We start from the raw sequence: 18887 nt of genomic DNA, 5'->3' as shown, positions 1-18887 counted from the left end.
GGGCGTCACTCGTTGAACAGGCTCCCGTAGTCGGCCATCGCCATCGCCACGTCGGCCTGGGCCCAGAAGCGGTGGTAGTTGAACACCGGCGCCGTGGAGCTCGCGCCCGTGGCGTACGCCCACACGCGCTGGTAGTCGGGGTCGTTCTGGTAGAAGGACCGGATGGACATGAACGTGGAGCTGGAGTTGATCGGGTCGCCGTTGGGCATCGTGCCGGTCCAGCCCGCGGGCACGTACACCGGGTCGGCGACGCGCTTGTAGTCGGCCTTGGTCTCCGGCACCGACACGCCCTTGGCGTCCTGGTGCCGCCACAGCGCGTCCAGCAGGTCCTTGGCGGTCTGCTTGGCCTGCGCGTGGCCCGCCTTGGCCGCGTAGTAGGACAGCGCCCTGGCCAGCGCCGCGGTCACGCCGACGTCCTGGGTGCGGTCGACGACGGTGACGTGCAGCCCGGTGTTGGCGGGCGGCATGCCGCTGGTGCTGGACCAGTCGGCGTCCGGCTGCCCCTCCCACCGCAGCGTGGAGGGGATCTGGTAGTCGCCGGTCGACGGGTCGGCCGTGGTGTTGTCCAGCACCCAGCCGACCCACTTGTCCAGGATGGTCTTGGCGTCGGCGCTGCCGGTGACGTAGTAGTACTCGGCGACGCGCTCCATCGACCACGCCTGGAACCCGAACCACTGGTTGCTGGGCGGGTCGTGGTAGACGGGCTGCCAGTCGTAGGCCATCCCGAAGAACTTGGTCAGGCCGGACGGCGGGGTGCTGTAGCTGCCGTCCCAGCTGTTGGTCACGCCCCCGGCGATGCCGCCCTCGGCCGACTGCAGCCACTTGTACAGCTGCAGCTGCCGGGTGAGGCTGGTCGACCAGTCCGTCTTGGCCGTCGCACCCTTGGGCTCCAGGGCCGGGTCGTTGACCAGGGCGTAGGCCGCCATCGGGTTCTGGTAGCCGAAGTGGGACGCGCCGTCGCCGATGCGCCAGGCCCAGCCCGCGCTGGTGTCCAGCGCGCCGCCCCAGGCGTAGTACCACGACAGCAGGTAGTGGGCGCTGTCCTTGCCGGAGCCGCCCGGGCAGGTCGACGCCGGGTAGCAGTTGCCGATCTTCTTGAAGTACTTGTCGAAGAAGGAGTACCTCAGGTAGTCGCCCAGCTTCCCGGCCTTGGCCACCGTGGCGGACACGTCGCCGCCCTTGTTCTGCGCCTTGGCCCACACGTCGGCCCAGTACGCGGCCTGCACCGCGCGCGCGTCGGCGTCGGGGGCGTTGGTGAACTTCCACTGCCGGGCGTAGCTGGCGTCCCCGGTGAACAGGTCCAGGTAGCCGTTGGGACCGCCGTACTTGAACGCGTCGCAGGTGGGCTGCGGGATCGTCTCGAACACCGACTCCTGCGAGCCGCGCTGGTAGGTGTTGATGTAGGACGGGCCGTCGGCGGACGGCCCCTCCTCGCAACCGCCGCCGGGGGTGTTGCCGTAGCCGTAGACGTTGTCGACGTCCTGCAACCAGTGCATGCCGTAGATGTCGTCGGTGCCGTAGGCCGACTTCAGCTCGCCGGCGATCGGGTCCTGCCCGACCGGGATGCTGCTGTCCAGCTGGGCCGGGTAGCTGCTCGGGTCGGGGTGCTCGGGCGCGTAGGTGGCGGGCTTGCCCGCCTGGTAGAAGGAGTTGGTCGGCTGGTCGGCGTGGGTGGGGATCATGTACTTCTCCATCAGCGCCCACGCGGCGTTGAACGGCGCCCAGTTCTGGGTCACCCTGCCGTACATCGCCTCCAGCCAGATCAGGTAGCTGTACGCCTCGGAGGTCGTCTCGTGCCCGTGGTCGGGGGCCTCCACCATGAAGGTCTCCACCGAGTGGTACGGGATGCCCTCGGGGCTGAAGTACCCGTTCGCCGGGTCCTTGATCTTGTTGTACTGGTCGAGGAAGCGCTGCTGGTAGACACCGCCGCCGGCGTCGACCTGGGTGACGGTGACCTCGGCCGGGGCGTAGCCGGTGGCCGTCGAGGTGAACGTGGCCGCTCCGGTGCCGGTGTCGGCGGCGCTGATCTCCACGTTCTGCGCGGTGGACCAGTTCTGCGGGGTGAAGGTGAGCTGCCCGCCGGCGGTGACGCTCAGCGCGCTGTTCCCGGACGTGCGGGTCGTGGTGACGGTGACGTTGGATGCCGGCGCCCTGGACAGCTTGACACCGTAGGTGACCTTGCCGCCCTGGGTGACCGTGAGCGTGGTCGGGCCGGCGACGATGCTCGCCTCGTCGGTCACCGTGATGCCGACCGGTGCCGACTCGGCGGTCGCGCCGGTGCTGTCGGTGACCTTGGCGTAGAGCGAGTAGTCGCCCGCCTCGGTCGGCGTCCAGTCCAGCGTGTACGGCGCGGTGGTGTCACCGGGCGCCAGCAGGCCGTCCTGGCTGTAGAACTCGACCTTGCTCACCGTGGCGCCGGTCCCGGCGGTGGCGGTGGCCGCCAGCGGAACGGAGGCGCCCACCGAGTAGGTGGCGCCGGCGGCCGGGCTGGTCAGCGTGACGGTCGGCGCGGCGGCGGTGTCGTTGCAGCGGGTGCCGTTGAGGAAGAACGCGGTCGGGTCGGCGTTGCTGCCGGAGTAGGTGAACTGGGCGCCCACGTTGACCGTCGCGCCGGAGGCCAGCGAGCCGTTCCAGGCGGCGTTCTGCACGCTGACCTGCTGCCCGGTCTGCGACCAGGTGCCGTTCCATCCGCTGGTCAGCCGCTGGTCGCCGGTATAGGAGTAGGTCAGCTCCCAGCCGGACAGGGCGTCGCCGGTGTTGGTGATGTCGATGCTGACGGTGAAGCCGTTGCCCCAGTCGTTCTTGGTGTACACCACCTTGCAGCCCGCGGCGGCCTGCGCCGGCGCCGCCACGGCGGTGAGCAGGCCGCCGAGCAGCACCAGCACGGCGCCCACCGCGGTGAACGGGCGCCTTCGGTCGCGCCATCGCAATCGTCGTCTCACAGGGGTTCCTTTCGGGCAGGGCGGAGCCCGCCGCCGGCGCGGCGGCGCCGGCGGCGTGCGCACTCGTGGTGAGCGGGGTCGGACGGGCGCCGGTACGGCGCCGACGGGGGCGGACTCCGCCGGGCCCGGGCGGGGCGGCGGGGAGTCCCCCCGCTAGGCGGAATCTCGGACGATCAGCTTGGTCTTGAGCACGACGCCGCGGTCGGTCAGGCCCTTGCCGGCCATGCAGGCGCGCAGCTCGCGCACGCAGCGGGCGCCGAGGTCCTCGATCGGCTGGCGGACGGTGGTCAGCCGGGGCCGCACCCGCTGGGCGATCGGCGCGTCGTCGAACCCGACGACCGCGACGTCGTCGGGCACCCGGCGGCCGGCGCGGCGCAGCGCCCGCAGCGCGCCCACCGCCATGGGGTCGGATGCGCACAGCACGGCGTCCAGATCGGGGCGGCGGTCCAGCAGCCGGTTCATGGCGTGCTCGCCGGACAGCTGGCCGAAGTCGCCGCGGCCGATCAGGCCGGTGGTGTCCAGGCCCGCCTCCTCGGCGGCGGCCCGGTAGCCGGCGAGCCGGTCCACGCCCGCGGCCATGTCGGACGGCCCGGCGATGGTGGCCACCGCGCGCCGCCCGGAGGCGGCCAGGTGCCGCACGGCCGCGCGGGCGCCGCCGCGGTTGTCGGCGTCCACGTACGGCAGCGGCACGTCGGTGAGCGGCCGCCCGGCCAGCACGACCGGGGCGCCGGCGGCGGCGTGCACCAGCGCCGCCGGATGGTCCCGGTGCGAGCTGATCAGCAGCACTCCGGCGGCGTGGCCGCCGCGCAGGTACTCGGCGGTGCTGCGCCACTCCTCCGGCCGTCCGGCCATGAGGATCACCAGCGGGGCGCGGCCGTCCAGCTCGCGCTTGACGCCCCACAGCACCCGGGCGAAGAACGGGTCGGCGAAGACGCGGGCGCTGTCCTCGCAGAAGACCACGGCGACGGCGCCGGAGGTGCGGGGCTCGCGGGAGGCGGGGCGGCGGCGCACGTAGCCGAGCCGCTGCACCGCCTCCTCGACCTGCATGCGCGCGGTGCGGCTGACCCGGGTGGAGCCGCTGAGCACGCGCGAGGCGGTGGCGGGGGAGACACCGGCGAGCTCGGCGACGTGGGCCAGGGTGGGGGTTCGGCCGTCGGCCGGGGGGCAGGCCGGGCCGGCGGACGGTTCGGTGATCGTCACGCGTGCACTCCCTTCGGATTCCCGGCCCGCGGGGGTGGCGGCCGGGAGGGGCGGGGGGTGTAGTGGGAGCGCTCCCAAGAATCCGTTCGCCGGTCAGCGCTGTCAAGGGAAATGTGGCAATCAGGTTAAGGCCCGATTTCCGTCCCATTGCCGATCTTGATGATCGGCTTGCGGATCGGCGCTGATCAGCCGGAATGCGCCGCACACCCGTTCCGGGTCGCCGTGAAAGCCGTGAAAGGCCGTGGAAGAACGCTTCTCGCCGCGCCGCCCCCGGTTTAGGTTCGGCGTCGAAATCGAACGTGTGGGAGCGCTCCCATCACGGCATGAGGAGGTCGGATGCGGGCACGGCCGACCAGCCCCGCAACGAGCCCCGCGGCGAGTCCCCCGACGCGCCCCCCGACGAGCCCCGCGGCGGGCCGCGTGCTCAAGGCGCTCGCGGCGCTGGCCGGGGCGTCGGCGGTCGCGCTGGCGGTGGCCGCCGCGTGCACCGGCGGCGACGGCCACCGGCACCACGGCCGGCACGGCGGGTCCGCGGCGCGCTTCCCGCACGACGCGGCCACGCTGCTGGCCGCCGGCGCCGGCAACCTGGAGGGCTCGGCGTCGTTCCGGCTCACCATGCGGGTGGCCATGCCCGGCGGCGACGGCCGCACCGCCCCCCGGATGGACATGACCGGAGTGTGGGACGCCAGGCGGCCCGCGGGCCGCATGGACGGCGTCCTGCGCGACGCCCGCGTCACCGTGCTGTCGATCGGCGGCACCGAGTACGTCTCGCTGCCGCCCGAACTGCGCCGCCGGACCGGCCGCAGCTGGCTGCGGGCGGCCCGCGGCACCCGCACCTTCGCCGGGTTCTCCGACGTGCACCGCGTCGCGATGGTCCTGCGCGCCGCGGCGCGTCCCGCCGCCTCCGGCACGCCGGGCGGCATCTGGCACGTGCGGGGCGAGATCGACCGGGACGCGGCGCTCAAGGCGAGCCCGGAGCCGGCCTGGCAGGAGTTCGTGCGGCTGCTGCCGTCCCGCACCGGCTTCGACCTGTGGACCGACGACGCCGGACGGCCCGGCCGGGTGCGGCTCACCCTGCCCGCCGATGGGCAGGCCGGGGCCGGATCCGCCGGGACGTCGGGGAAGAAGGCGTCCCGGGCCGAGAAGGCCGAGACCGTGCACGGGACGGTCGAGCTGTCGGCGTTCGGCGCCCGGCCCCAGGTCACCGAGCCGACGGCCGCGGAGATCCTCACCTCCCTTCCCGAGGAGACCAGGTGACGGCGCCCGCGGCCGTCCCGGGGACCGCGCCGCGCGCACCGCGTCCGGCGGTCCGCCCGGGCGCACCGGGCGGACCGCCAGGCCATCGTCCGCCCGGACCGCGTCGCTCCCACTACGGACGGCCGGCGGCGGCCGTGGCCTTTGACTCTGTGTCGTCCCACCCACCCAGAAAGGTTGCCGAACACCGATGACCCGCCCCTGTACGCCCATCCCCCGCCCCCGAGGAGGAGCCCGATGAGATGGACCGCGCGCCGCGGTGTCGCCTCCGGAGCCGCAGCGCTGCTGCTGGCCTCCGGTGCGGTCGCCGTGGCCAACACCCAGGCCGCCGCCGCCGCGGGCTGCAAGGTGTCCTACACGGTCAACGACTGGGGCACCGGCTTCACCGCGAACGTGGAGATCACCAACCTGGGCGACCCGCTGAGCAGCTGGACGCTGGAGTGGGACTTCTCCGGTAACCAGCGCATCACCGGCAGCTGGAACAGCAGCTACACCCAGTCCGGGCAGCACGCCACGCTGAGGAACGCCTCCTACAACGGGTCCCTGGCGACCGGCGCCACGGTCACGCCCGGCTTCCAGGCGGTCTACTCGGGCACCAACGAGATACCGACCGAGTTCACGCTGAACGGCACCGCCTGCACCGGCTCGACCACACCGACCGACCCGACGGACCCGACCGACCCGCCGACGGACCCGCCGGCCGGCGACCGGGTCGACAACCCGTACGCGGGCGCCAAGGTCTATGTGAACCCCGACTGGGCGGCCAAGGCCAACGCCGAGCCCGGCGGCAGCCGCATCTCCAACCAGCCCACCGGCGTGTGGATGGACCGCCGGGCCGCGATCACCGGCACGTCCGGCGCCCGCGGCCTGCGCGCCCACCTCGACACCGCGCTGGAGCAGGGCGCCGACCTCATCCAGGTGGTCGTCTACGACCTGCCCGGCCGCGACTGCGCCGCGCTGGCGTCCAACGGCGAGCTCGGCCCCGACGACCTGGACACCTACAAGACCGAGTTCATCGACCCGATCGCGGAGATATTCGCAGACCCCAAGTACGCGAGCCTGCGGATCGTCACGGTCGTCGAGATCGACTCGCTGCCCAACCTGATCACCAACGTGTCGCCGCGGCCGACCGCCACCGAGAACTGCGACCGGATGAAGGCCAACGGCAACTACGAGAAGGGCATCGCCTACGCCCTGCAGAAGTTCGGCGCCATCCCGAACGTCTACAACTACCTCGACATCGGCCACCACGGCTGGCTCGGCTGGGACGACAACTTCGGCCCGACGGCCGAGCTGCTCGCCCAGGTCGCCCGCGACTCGGGCTCGATGTCGAACGTGCACGGGTTCATCACCAACACCGCCAACTACGGCGTGCTGACCGAGCCCTACTTCTCCATCAACGACACCGTCGGCGGCAGGTCGGTGCGCGAGTCCACGTGGGTGGACTGGAACCGCTACGTCGACGAGCAGTCCTACGCGCTGGCCATGCGGCAGCGGCTCATCCAGGCCGGCTTCGACGGCGGCATCGGCATGCTGATCGACACATCCCGCAACGGGTGGGGCGGCTCGAACCGCCCGACCGGCCCGGGCCCGCAGACCGACGTGAACGCCTACGTCGACGGCGGGCGCCTGGACCGCCGCATCCACGTGGGCAACTGGTGCAACCAGTCGGGCGCCGGCCTCGGCGAGCGCCCGAAGGCGGCCCCGGTGGCCGGGATCGACGCCTACGTGTGGATGAAGCCGCCGGGCGAGTCCGACGGCTCCAGCACCGAGATCCCCAACGACGAGGGCAAGGGCTTCGACCGGATGTGCGACCCCACGTACGAGGGCAACGCGCGCAACAACTACAACATGTCCGGTGCGCTGCCCGACGCCCCTCTGTCCGGGCACTGGTTCTCCGCCCAGTTCCAGGAGCTGATGCGCAACGCCTACCCGCCGCTCGACTGACCCGGTGAGCGCCTGACCGAGGGCCCGACGCGTGCGACGCGTCGGGCCCTTCGCGTCCGCCGCCGGTGGATGGCGCGTCGCCGGTCCCGGCGAGCCGCACGATTCAGTCCGCCGTCGGTCTTGTCGGCGGTGCCGCCCTCCCCCGCGCCGGGCGCCGCGGCCGACTCGACCGGATGGCCGGGCAGGTGCCCGCGCGCCGTGTCACGGACGTTGCGCCCGCACCGTGCCGCCGTCCGTCAGCCGGGGGCACCGACGCCGCGCAGGAGGGTGTCGACGATGCGGGTGGCGAGCGCGTCGATGTCGCTGTCGGAGGCGGCGCGGGTGTCGGAGGCGGTGCCGCCGTGAGTGACCTCGCCGACGAGCGCGTAGTAGCAGCGGCGCGCCCACTGCGGGTCGACGTCGGCGCGCAGCAGGCCCTCGGCGCGGGCGCGCCGGAAAGAGCGGTCGCAGCGCTCGACCACGTCGGCGTGCACGCGGGCGATCTCGGGGTTGGCCGAGGCGGCGGCCCGGGCCATCGCGTAGTTCCAGTCGAGCTTGATGCGCAGCACGTTGGCGGTGACCCGGTGCAGCACGACCAGCGGCGGCGCGGTGTCGGAGATGTCGACCTCGCCTCGCCGCTGGCGGCGAGCATCGCCGGCGCCGACGTGGCCATCGACGGCGGCGCCTGGAAGACCGCCTGCCCCGGCCGGCGCCCCGGGCATGTCCCCCTGGCAGGGGCGTGCCCCCTCGCCGCGATGGCGAGGGGGCACGCCTGGGCGGGGTCAGATCTTGCCGACGCCGGCGCCCGCGGTGACCGTGGCCTTGACGTTGGCCGCGTTCTCAGCGGTGTAGGAGTACGGGATCGCCGCCACCGAACCGGGGTTGCGGGTGACGATCGAACCCGAGTTCACCAGGTAGTTGCCAGACGCGCGGATGTTGCCCTCGGGCGAGGAGCCCTCCTGGATGGAGGTGGGCCGGCTGACGTTCTCGAAGTAGTTGTTCTCGACGAACACGCCCGCGTTCGTGGTGGACGCGGCGCCGTAGCTGCCGATGTTGCTGTAGTAGTTGTTCAGCACGTGCACCGGGTTGGCGAACCGCACCCGCGGGTGCCGCTGGTTGGTTCCCTGGAACCAGTTGTGCACGTAGGTGACCCGCAGGTGGCCCTGGTCCTGGGAGCCGTTGTCGTCGGAGTGGCCGACCAGCGAGGTCTTGTCGTGGTCGTGGAAGCGGTTCCACGACACGGTGATGAAGTCCGACCCGCGCTTGATGTCGACCAGGCCGTCGCTGGCGTCCGACAGGTCGTTGTGGTCGATCCAGATGTTGGTCGAGCCGTCCTGCACGTTGATGGCGTCGTCCCCGGCGCCGGTGAACGTCAGGTTGCGGATGATGACGTTGCGGACGCCGTCGATGTCCAGGCCGCCGCCGGTGATGCGGCCGTTGGTGCCCACACCGATGATCGTCTTGTCGGATGCCACGTCCTGCATGCCCGACAGCGAGATGGTGCCGTTCACCTGGATGACGTACCGGCCGGACGCCTGGGCGTACTGCAGGAACTGCGAGGCGTTGGTGACGGTCACCGTGGTGCCGCCGGCGCCGCCGGTGGTGCCGCCGTTCTGGGATGCGTAGCCGACGGGGCTGCTCTCCGCGGCGACGGCGACGGGCGCGGCGTCCTGCTGCGCCTCGGCCGAACCGTAGGAGCCGGTGGCCACGGTGACGCCCGCGGCGACGACGGCCGCGGCGGCGAGACCGAGCACGGTCCTTGCCTTGGGATACGTCATGGGAATACCTCCTTGGAGCGGGATGCTCAGCGGACGTAGACGGAGGGCTGAGCAGGGGCGGACATGCGGTCGCCGATGAAGAAGCTCGGGTGCGGCGGCTGGTTGTAGGCGGTGTTCTGCCAGGCCAGCGCGACGCGGTACTGGGTGTCGTGCTGCAGGGTGTAGATTTTGCGGTCGGTCACGTCCCGGGTGGTGTAGATGCGCAGCCGGGTGTTGTCGGTGGTGCGCCAGACGACCTCCTCGCGCCAGTCGCCGAACAGGTCGCCGGACAGCGACGGGGTGGCCTTGGTGCCGTTGTTGGACGCCACGCCCGCCCCCGTCAGCAGGCGGGTGTCGGCGTCGGGGCCGTACTTGTCGATGTGGGTGCCGTCCAGCAGCTCGCGCACCGGGTCGGCGTCCCACCACACCAGGAAGTTGATCGACGAGGGCTTGCGGCCGGCGTTGTTGCCGGTGACGCTGCGCAGGTTCGAGTCGGCCGCCGACCAGAACTCCGCGCCGAGCCGCCCGTTCCAAATGTCCCCGGCCACGCCGCGGCCGTTGTCGCAGCACGCGGGCGTCGACCACAGGATCTGGCCGGTGCGGGCGTCGGCGTACCAGGACGACGGCTTGGAGGAGTCCTCGTCGACCTTGAAGTACTCAAGGCCCGGACGCGCCGGGTCGAAGTCGCCGAGGTGGGCGGCGTCGCCGTGGCCGTTCCTGGTGGTCCACAGGCCGTAGCCGTTGTCGTCGACCGCCATCGCGCCGTAGACGATCTCGTCGCGGCCGTCTCCGTCGACGTCCCCCACGGCCAGCGAGTGGTTGCCCTGGCCGTCGTAGCCCTTGCCGACGTTGGTGGAGCTGTTGGTGTCGAACGTCCAGCGGCGGGTGAAGTGCCCGTCGCGCCAGTCCCAGGCCGCGATGACCGTGCGGGTGTAGTAGCCGCGGGCCATGATGAGGCTGGGCCGGGAACCGTCGAGGTAGGCGGTGCCCGCCAGGAAGCGGTCCACGCGGTTGCCGTAGGAGTCGCCCCACGACGAGACGTCGCCGCGCGGCGGGACGTAGTCGACGGTCTGCATGGCCGCGCCGGTCTGCCCGTTGAACATGGTGAGGTACTCGGGCCCGGACAGGATGTAGCCGCTTGAGTTGCGGTAGTCGGCGGACGCGTCGCCGATGACGCGGCCGGTGCCGTCCACGGTGCCGTCGGCGGTCTTCATCGCCACCTCGGCCTTGCCGTCGCCGTCGTAGTCGTACACCTGGAACTGGGTGTAGTGGGCACCGGCGCGGATGTTGCGGCCCAGGTCGATGCGCCACAGGCGGGTGCCGTCGAGGCGGTAGGCGTCGATGTACACCGGGTCGGTGAAACCGGACTGGGAGTTGTCCTTGGAGTTGGCGGGGTCCCACTTGAGGACGATCTCCTGCCGCCCGTCGCCGTCCAGGTCGCCGACGCTGGCGTCGTTGGCGCTGTAGGTGGACGACGGCGGCTGGATCGGCACGTCGAGGTAGCCGTCGCCGAACCGCAGCGACGTCTCCGACGCCGGCCCCTCGACACCGTTCACCACCGGCCGCACCGTGTAGGTCGCGTCGGCGGCGGCCCCCGCGTCGTAGTAGTTGGTGGAGTCGGTGACCGTCGCGATCCGCGTGGAACCCCGGTACAGGTTGAAGGTGGTCTCCACCGGGTCGGTGCCGAGCAGCCGCCACCCCACGTAGTTGCCGTTGCCGGAGCGGACGCTGATCAGCCCCCGGTCGAGGTCCTCGACCTGCCTCGCCGCGGCGGCGCGCGGGTCCGGACGGACCTCGGTCCCGCCGGGCACCGCCACGGCGGTGGCGGCGGCCGCCGCGGCGGCCAGGGCGATCGATGTCAGCGGGGTGGCGACGCGACTGCGGGCGTGCCGTCCGCGGGGTGGACGAGTCACGGCTCCTCCCTTGCGGTGGCCCCGGGCGGCGCTCGCGCCGCCCTGTGGGAAAGGGCTTTCCCGAAGGTAGTCCCCGAGCCGCCGTACGCACCCGCCGTTTTCACGCTTCTTTCACGACCACCCCGCCGACCTGCCCGAACGCCCGAAATTTTTCGATCCGCGCACCGCAAGGCACGGGGACGCGCGCCTTTGACCGCGCGACGGCGCCTCCGGAGCAGGAAGGGGGGTGAGGGCCGAACACGGCCCTCACCCCCCTTTGCGGTTACAGCGGGCGGGGGCGGGTGGTGATGCCGCCGCAGCCGATCTCGCTGGCGATCGCCGGGCCGCCGCCGGAGGCGGACAGGGCCTCCAGGCGCAGGTAGCGGGCGGTCGCCGGGCGGAAGGTCACCTGTTTGAGGGTGTGGTCGGGCGCCCAGTCGCCCCGGGCGACGGGGCGGAAGGTCCGGCCGTCGGCGCTGACGGCGATCCGGTAGGACGTGATGTTCCCGTCGGTGCGGAAGTCCTCCAGGACGAAGTCCGTGCGGGTGTCCTGCCGCGGCAGGTAGGTCAGCACGTCGATACCGGAGTACACGCGGCCCAGGTCGAGGGTCACCGACTGCGGGGCCGTCCCGCTGGGCGCGGCGTCCGACGTCCACAGCGTCTGGTCGGCCTGGCCGTTCCAGCCGAAGTCGCTGTGGCCGTCCACGGCCAGGGCGGCGTCACCGCTGGTGGCGGTGGCCGCCACGGGGGTGAGCGGATGCGTCACCACGTCGGGCTGCGGCGGGAGGGGCCGGCGGGTCCGGTCGGGACGCCAGCGCCTGCCCACCTCGCGCAGGGTCTGCACGACGGTGTCGTCCAGCAGGCCGCGGGGGTTCGGCGGGCAGTTGAGGATGAAGGTGCAGTACCGGGGTTCGAGCACCTTGAGGTGGCCGTCGACGATCTCGTCGGCGCTCAGCAGGTTCCCCGGCGTCGACGGGTGCCAGAACCAGCCCGCCGGGGCGATCGTCTGCCCCTGCGAGGCGGCGTAGCCGTTGCCGGGCGGGCAGAACACGCCGCCCTTGGTCTCCTCGACGAACAGCACCTCCGAATGCCACGGCACGCTCAGCCCGTTCAGGTCGAGGACCAGGCAGTCGGGCTGCAGCGCCGCCACGTGTTCGCGGATCTCGTGGAACGGCACCGACCGGTGGCCGAACGCCCAGTGCCAGGCCCATCCGTCGAAGATCAGCAGCGGGATGGGTCCGTACCCGGTGAGCAGCTCGGTGAGCTGGTCCTTGACGAACTCGATCGCCTCGCGGGTGATGGGCGGGCGGTCGTCGAACCCGGCGGGCCCGACGCCGTTCGTGCGGTCCCAGATGGAGAAGTACAGGCACGGGGCCAGGCCGCGCGAGCGGAACGCCCGCACGTACTCGCCGACGATGTCGCGTCCCCGGGCCGGGCTGGACGCCACCGAGTAGTCGGTGTGCCGGGACGGCCACAGGCAGAAGCCGTCGTGGTGCTTGGCGGTGAGCACGCCGAACTTCATGCCGGCGGCCTTGGCCGCGTCCGCCCACTGGCCGCAGTCCAGGTCGGCGGGGTCGAAGGTCTGCGGGTCCCGGTCGGGCTCCACCCATTCGGCGTCGTGGTAGGTGCCCATGTTGAAGTGCAGGAACATGCCGAAGCGCCAGTCGACGAACCGCTTCTGCAGGGCGTAGCGGTTGCCGTGCGCCGGCGGCGCCGCCCCGGCGGCGGGGGCGCCGCCGAGCAGCGCGGCCGCCCCGGCGGTGGCGGCGGCCGCGCCCAGGAGGCCGCGGCGGCCGATCAGGTGCGTCATGAGGTCCTCCCGGGCGAGGGGACGTCGGAGACGTGGACGCCGCCGCGGTGGACGGCCACGGCGTTCAGGCTGACCGGGCCGACCGCGGCGCGGCCTTCGGCGACCACGGCGAGGGCCAGCGTGTTGTCGCCGTCCTGGCGCAGGATCCCGGCGGGCAGGGTGAAGTCGCGCTGCGGTCCCCCGCTGACGTACTCGCCGAGGTTCCAGCCGTTCAGGTAGATCAGCACGCGGTGGGCGGCGCCGCTGCCGCCGCCGAAGCGCAGCGTGAGCGGCACGTCGTGGCCCTCGGGCAGGTCGAGCCGGAACCCGGTGCGGTACCAGGTCACTCCCGCGTCGACCTCGCGGGCGGCCGGGGACGCCGGCGTCCACGAGCGGTCGGGGTAGCCGGGCAGGTGCCGGCCGGTGCGCTCGCCGTACAGGCCGCCGTTGTTGAGCGGGCCGCGCACCCGGTCGGTGCCGGACGCGCCCTGGATCTTCCAGGTGATCGGGCCGGACGCGCCGGTCACCGACGCGCCGACCAGCCCGCGCGGCTGCTTGTGCCGCACGTCGTCGGCCGTCCAGTCGTCGTTGTGGCCCATGTTCTCCACCAGGACCGACAGCACGGCCGTCTGGCCCTTCTTCAGCAGCCCGGAGGGGATGGCGAAGTTCCCCGGACCGGGGTCGGGGTTGACTGGGGCGTCGGAGTCCTTCTGCTCGCCGCCCGCCGCCGAGCCCAGGTAGCGGCCGTTCAGCCACACCTGGTAGATGCCGCCCTTGCCGGTGATCGCGTTCAGCCGGACCTCGCTCTCCTCGCCGGTGGCGGTGAAGCGGCCCCGGTACCAGACGTGGCCGTGGTGGAAGCCGTAGTCGTCGGCGTACAGGACGGGCAGGGTCTTCGGCTTGATCGGGCTGACGGTGGTGGTGCGGTCGGCGACCGTCCAGTCCCGGTCGTCGAAGCCGGGCCGGGCCTCGGGCGCCCCGGTCGCGGTGCGCCAGCCGGTGAGCTCGGGCAGCCGCACCCGGGCGGGGCCGGGGACGCGGCCGGTGAGCGTGCCGGCGGCGGTGCGCCGGGCCGCGACGGGCGCGCCGTTGACGGTCATGCGGGCGGCGCCGGAGAAGACCTCGATGTCGGAGGCCTCGTCGGTGTCGGCGCGCAGGTGGACGGTGTCGCCGGTGACGCGGGCGGACCGCACCAGCGAGCCGCCGTGCACCAGGACGTTGCCGTCCTTCCAGAACTCGGCGGCCTCGGCGTCGGTGCCGAGCAGGAGCAGCAGCGGCCGCCGTCCCCCGCCGGTGACCAGCACGCGGGCCAGGCCCCGGTGGGTGTAGTCCAGCCGCAGGTTCCCCTTGCCGTCGTAGCTCGCGCGGACGTCGCCGTCCAGCACCTTGACGGTCGGCTTGGACGTGTAGCGCAGCACGGTCATGCCGGGGACTCCCTCGGTGCCGTACAGCACGGCGACGTCGCGTCCGTCCGCGGCGGTGTGGGTGAGCAGTTCGGAGCTGGAGACCGCCAGCCGCTGGCCGCCCATGTCGTACCCGGCCACCAGGATCTTGGCGTCGCGGCCCTTCACCCGCACCGGGACCTTGTAGGTGCCGTCGGGCGCGTTCCAGGTGAGGTCGGCGGAGGCGTCGGCGTCGGTCGTGCGGTCGGGGTGCCGGACGAGCACGAACTGGGTGCGCGTGTCGGGGTTGGCCCGGGCCTCGGTGTGCACGGCCTCGTCGCTGGACGCCGGCGCGGCCGCCGGGTCGGTCTTGGTCAGCGGGGCGACCGTGGTGGCGAACAGGCCCTGCCGTTTGAACTCGTCGTACTTGCCGGTGAGCTGCCGGTTCTCGGTGATGGCGGCGCCGTAGTCGTAGGAGGTGTACACGTCGTTGGGCTGGGCGAGCCGGCCCCAGTTGGTGCCGCCGAACGACATGTAGTAGCCGAACATCGTCGCGCCCGAGGCGATGAGGTTCGACTTGTAGTACACCTTCATGAAGTTCGGGCCGGTCAACTGGCGGCAGCCTTCGTAACCGGCCTTGTTGCCGTCGATCGCCCCGGCCTGGTACTCGGCGGCGTACACGGGGGCGTCGTCGCTGAGCCGTTCGGTAACGCCTTCACCCCAGGTGCCCCACACGTCGGGTTCGCGGCACTCGAACGCCTGCGGGTAGTCGTCCACGCCGGGGATCTGCACGGCTCCCTGCCCGGACGCCCAGGTCGGCGTCCACGACGCGTCGCAGCACTGGTTGTGGGTGATGGGCACGTCGATGCCGGCGGCCCGCGCCTGCTTCTGGATGTCCTCCATGTAGGCGGGGTCGGTGTTGGCGGCGTACTCGTTCTCGGCGTTGTAGGCGATCACCGAGCCGCCGCGGGTGACCTGGTGCCGGGCGATGATCGGGTTGATGTGCGCCAGCCACTCGCGGTAGGCGCGGGTGTAGCCGGGGTCGCTGGAGCGGGCGCGTCCCGGCACGTTCTTCAGCCACGCGGGGAACCCGCCGCCGGTGGTCTCGGCGTTGATGTACGGACCCGGGCGCGCCACCACGTACAGCCCGAGCTCCTCGGTCATCCGCAGCAGCCGGTCCACGTCGCGGACGCCGGTGAAGTCGTACACGCCGGGCGCGGGCGAGTGGTAGCCCCAGTGGAAGTACAGGGACACGCCGTTGAACCCGGCGGCCTTGATCTTCTCCAGCACGTCCCGCCACAGGTCGGGGCTGGGCAGGCGGAAGTAGTGGAACTCGCCGCCCCACAGCAGCACGCGCCTGCCGTCGACCTTCAGCGAGTACCGGTCGTAGGTGACGCGGTGGGCGGTCTTTGCGGCGGGGGCGGCGGTGGTGTCGGCGGCGGCGCCGGTGGGCGCCCAGAGCCCGGCCGCCGCGGCGGCGGCGGCCAGCAGCACGGTCAGTTTTCGGGGGTTTCCTGGCATGGCGGTGTCCTTCCAGGAGGGGGATTGGCCAGGAGGAGGCCGGGCGGCGCCCCAGCCGGGACCGGGGCGCCGCCCGGCCGGGGGTTACCTGGTGAAGGAGAAGGAGCTCAGCCGCACGTCGCCGTCGGACACCAGGTAGACGTCCTGGCGTCCGGCGGCGCCGGAGATCGGCGCGGTGAGGTCGCGGTAGGCGTACTTGTCGCCGGTGGAGGGGACGGTGATCGTGCCGACCTTGCGCCCCTTCGGGCCGCCGAGCCGGACCTCGACCGTCGCGTCGCCCGCGGCCTCGCGCGCGGCCCGCACCTTGATCCCCGTCACGCCGCGGCCGAGGTCGGCGCCGGCGAAGGAGATCCAGGTGCCGGAGCCGGCGCCGACCGCGTCGCCGCGCACCTTGGTCTCGTCGACCAGTTCGGCGCCGTTCTGGTCGTCGAAGTCGGCGGCGCGGGTCGCCTTGGTCAGGTCGCGGGCGGGGACGGTCTCGCCGCTCACCTTCAGCGCGGCGCGCTGCCGGATGTCGGCCGACGACGAGCCGATGAGCAGGTCGTGCACGGCGTTCTCGACGGTCCACTTGTTGCGGGTGACGTCCCAGTGGGCCAGGTCGGCGGCGCGCAGGGTGAAGGTGACCGTCGTGGTCTGGCCGGGCGCCAGCCGCACCTTCTTAAAGCCGCGCAGCTGCCTGACCGGCTGCTTCACCCGCGAGGTCCGCTGGTGGGTGTAGAGCTGGACGACCTCGTCGGCGGTGATCCGGCCGGTGTTGGTGACCGGGACGCTCACCTTCACCGTGCCGCCGGCGGCCACCGAGTGCGCGCTGAGCCTGGGCGTGCCGTACCGGAACGAGGCGTACGACAGCCCGTGCCCGAACGGGTAGAGCGGCTTGCCCTTGAAGTACAGGTACGTGCGGTCGCTCTTGACGATGTCGTAGTCGAGGATGTCCGGCAGGTCGGACTCGGACCGGTACCAGGTCTGCGGCAGCTTCCCGGACGGGCTGGTGTCGCCGAACAGCACCGAGGCCAGGGCGTTGCCGGTCTCGGCGCCCGCGTGGCTGGTCCACAGCAGCGCCGGGACGTTGTCCTGCTCCCAGTTCAGCGTGGTGGGGTAGCTGTTCTCCACCACCACGACCGTGTTGGGGTTGGCCTTGCGCACGGCCTTGATCAGCTCGGACTGGGCCCCGGCCAGCGCCATGGAGGTGCGGTCGTGGGCCTCCCGGCCGTTGATGAACGGCATGCTGCCGACGACCACGACGGCGGCGTCGGCGCCGGTGGCGGCCTTGACCGCCTCGTCCACGCCGCTGCGCAGCACCTCGCGGGTGAAGCGGGCGGCCTCGGCCTTGGTGCCGAGCGTCAGGCGCCCGTCGGCTGCGGCCTTGAGGTAGGTCTTGTCGGGCTCGGCCCAGCCCTCGTCCTTCTCGTAGCCGGCGTAGCGGACCAGGTACGTCCCGTCGTCCTGCTGCTCCAGGTCGAACATCTGCTGGACGAACCAGCCGTTCGGCTGGGCCTGGTCGTTTTTGAAGTAGTCGGTCCAGGAGTTGTTGTTGGCCGGGTCGCTCCACCGGCCGACGACCTTGCCGTTGGCGGCGTTGCGCAGGGTGAGCTTGCCCTGGCCCCAGTCGAACACGTCGAACTGGGCGGTGGCGTCGGCGGTGGTGGCGCCCAGCCGGAGGAAGTCGCCCTCGGCCGCGCCGCCGCCGGTGATGTAGCGGCCGGTGGCGGTGTCCTTGAGCGCGACGCGGTCGGCGGCCTCGGTGCCCGCGACGGTGCCCTTGCTCCCCAGGCGGTTCTTGATGCCGTCCAGCGGGGTCACCCGGTAGGGCAGGGCGCCGGAGTACCAGTCGGTGTACAGGGTGTCGGCGAGCGGGCCGACGACGGCGACCTTCTCGGTGCGGTCGGCGTTCAGCGGCAGCGTCTTGCCCTGGTTCTTCAGCAGGACCATCTGCTCGGTGGCCGCCTGCCGGGCCAGGGTGCGGTGCGCGGTGCTGTCGACGGCCTCCTTGCCGATCTTGCCGTAGGGGCCGCCGTCCGGGTCGAACTCGCCGAGCCGCACCCGCAGTGTGAGGATGTTCCGCACGGCCCGGTCCACGTCGGACTCGGCCAGCAGGCCCTTGGACAGCGCCTCCTTGACGGCGTTGACGGTGTTGGCCGAGTTGGTGTCGTCGGCGGTGAAGCTGTCCACACCCGCCTTGAGGGTGGCGGCGTCGGCCTCGGCCAGGGTGCCGTAGTACTGCTGGGAGCCGACCAGGTTGTTCGGGGCGCCCGCGTCGGTGACGTTGAACAGCGGCTTGGTGGCCCACGTGCGCACCAGGTCGTTGACGTCCGAGGTGACCGTGGCGGGCCGCCCGTTGATGAGGTTGTAGGCCGTCATGACGCCGGTCGCCGCGTCGGCCTGCAGCGGCGTCTTGAACGGGACCTCGTCGTACTCCTTCTTCACCCGGGGGCGCAGGCTGGAGTTGGTCTGGTCGCGGCGGACCTCGTTGTTGTTGGCCATGTAGTGCTTGAGCACCGGCGCTGCCTTGAGGTACTCGCCGTCGTCGCCCTGGATGCCCTTGCCGTACGCGGTGGCCAGGGCGCCGGTGAGCAGGGGGTCCTCGGAGTAGCCCTCCTCGTTGCGGCCCCAGCGCGGATCGCGCAGCAGGTTCACCACCGGCGCCCACAACTGCAGGCCCCAGACGTCGGAGTTCTCCTTGTTGTAGCCGCGGGCCTCGTCGCCGACCGCCGACCCGATCTTCTTCAGCAGGTCGGGGTTCCAGGTGGCGCCCAGGCCCACCGACTGCGGGAAGACGGTCGCGGTGGCGGTGCGCACCGCGCCGCCCGCGTTGACATCGGTGGACCAGGCCAGCCCGTGCAGGGCCTCGGTGCCGGTCTTGAACCGCTTGATGCCCAGCCGCGGGATGGCCGGCTGGTACTGGTGCAGCAGCGACACCTTCTCGTCCAGCGTCAGCCGCTTGAGCAGGTCCTCGACCCGCGCGTCCACCGGCAGGCGGGGGTCGCGGAACGGCAGGGTGTCGCGCGCGGCCGCCGGTGCGGCGGTCAGCCCCACCGAGGTGACGGCGGCCAGGGCCGCGGCGGCCACGGGGATCAGCGGCCGCCGGAAGCGGCCGGGCGAACGGGTGCGTCTGGACGACCTTGGACGGGTGATCGGCACCACGCCTCCTCGATTCGTGCGACGATCAGGAAATTCGGCCCCATCCCCCGATAGGTGCTGTCTGCAGTTGTCCGTTGCGTACGCGC

General features: G+C 72.3%; 10 protein-coding genes. 2 read left to right on the top strand and 8 right to left on the bottom strand.

The window, feature by feature from the left end:
• Positions 1 to 5 precede the first annotated feature (5 nt).
• Together QSK22_RS17760 and QSK22_RS17755 are read right to left on the bottom strand one after the other, a co-directional pair.
• Entirely contained in the window at positions 6 to 2942 is a 2937-nt protein-coding gene (locus QSK22_RS17760) for a glycoside hydrolase family 48 protein (RefSeq protein ID WP_285495314.1), read from the bottom strand.
• A 153-nt stretch (positions 2943 to 3095) separates the two neighbouring features.
• Positions 3096 to 4142, bottom strand: coding sequence for a LacI family DNA-binding transcriptional regulator (locus tag QSK22_RS17755; RefSeq protein WP_285495313.1), 1047 nt, complete (start codon positions 4140 to 4142; stop codon positions 3096 to 3098).
• Between the two features lie 420 nt (positions 4143 to 4562).
• Between QSK22_RS17755 and QSK22_RS17750 the strand changes: the two genes are divergently transcribed.
• Positions 4563 to 5399, top strand: a complete 837-nt coding sequence (locus tag QSK22_RS17750; protein WP_285495312.1) for a hypothetical protein — start codon at positions 4563 to 4565, stop codon at positions 5397 to 5399.
• Positions 5400 to 5633: 234 nt separating this feature from the next.
• On the top strand, positions 5634 to 7343 hold the full coding sequence (locus tag QSK22_RS17745; protein ID WP_285495311.1) for a glycoside hydrolase family 6 protein: 1710 nt from the start codon (positions 5634 to 5636) through the stop codon (positions 7341 to 7343).
• 236 nt (positions 7344 to 7579) lie between these two features.
• Here QSK22_RS17745 and QSK22_RS17740 read toward each other — a convergent pair whose 3' ends face one another.
• The 6 genes from QSK22_RS17740 to QSK22_RS17715 all read right to left on the bottom strand — a co-directional run bounded on the left by QSK22_RS17740 (position 7580) and on the right by QSK22_RS17715 (position 18801).
• The gene (locus tag QSK22_RS17740; RefSeq protein ID WP_285495310.1) at positions 7580 to 8044 is read right to left on the bottom strand and encodes a hypothetical protein; all 465 of its coding nucleotides are present in this window, start codon (positions 8042 to 8044) and stop codon (positions 7580 to 7582) included.
• A 60-nt stretch (positions 8045 to 8104) separates the two neighbouring features.
• A complete protein-coding gene (locus tag QSK22_RS17735; protein ID WP_285495309.1) occupies positions 8105 to 9100 on the bottom strand; it encodes a pectate lyase family protein in 996 nt (331 codons plus the stop codon).
• A 26-nt stretch (positions 9101 to 9126) separates the two neighbouring features.
• Positions 9127 to 10992 carry a rhamnogalacturonan lyase gene (locus QSK22_RS17730; protein WP_285495308.1) on the bottom strand — a complete coding sequence of 622 codons (1866 nt, stop codon included), beginning with the start codon at positions 10990 to 10992 and terminating at the stop codon, positions 9127 to 9129.
• A 262-nt stretch (positions 10993 to 11254) separates the two neighbouring features.
• Positions 11255 to 12781, bottom strand: a complete 1527-nt coding sequence (locus tag QSK22_RS17725) for an alpha-L-fucosidase (RefSeq protein WP_285495307.1) — start codon at positions 12779 to 12781, stop codon at positions 11255 to 11257.
• Complete coding sequence (locus QSK22_RS17720) at positions 12778 to 15663, bottom strand: beta-galactosidase (RefSeq protein WP_285495306.1); 2886 nt, start codon at positions 15661 to 15663, stop codon at positions 12778 to 12780. The genes QSK22_RS17725 and QSK22_RS17720 overlap by 4 nt, the downstream gene beginning before the upstream one ends.
• An 84-nt stretch (positions 15664 to 15747) precedes the next feature.
• On the bottom strand, positions 15748 to 18801 hold the full coding sequence (locus QSK22_RS17715) for a glycoside hydrolase family 3 protein (RefSeq protein ID WP_285495305.1): 3054 nt from the start codon (positions 18799 to 18801) through the stop codon (positions 15748 to 15750).
• Positions 18802 to 18887: the final 86 nt, after the last annotated feature.

It is taken from the genome of Actinomadura sp. NBRC 104425, assembly GCF_030269545.1.
GTDB lineage: Bacteria > Actinomycetota > Actinomycetes > Streptosporangiales > Streptosporangiaceae > Spirillospora > Spirillospora keratinilytica.
The sequence above is the reverse complement of the archived record's forward strand: the minus strand, read 5'-3'. Positions and strand labels throughout refer to the sequence as shown.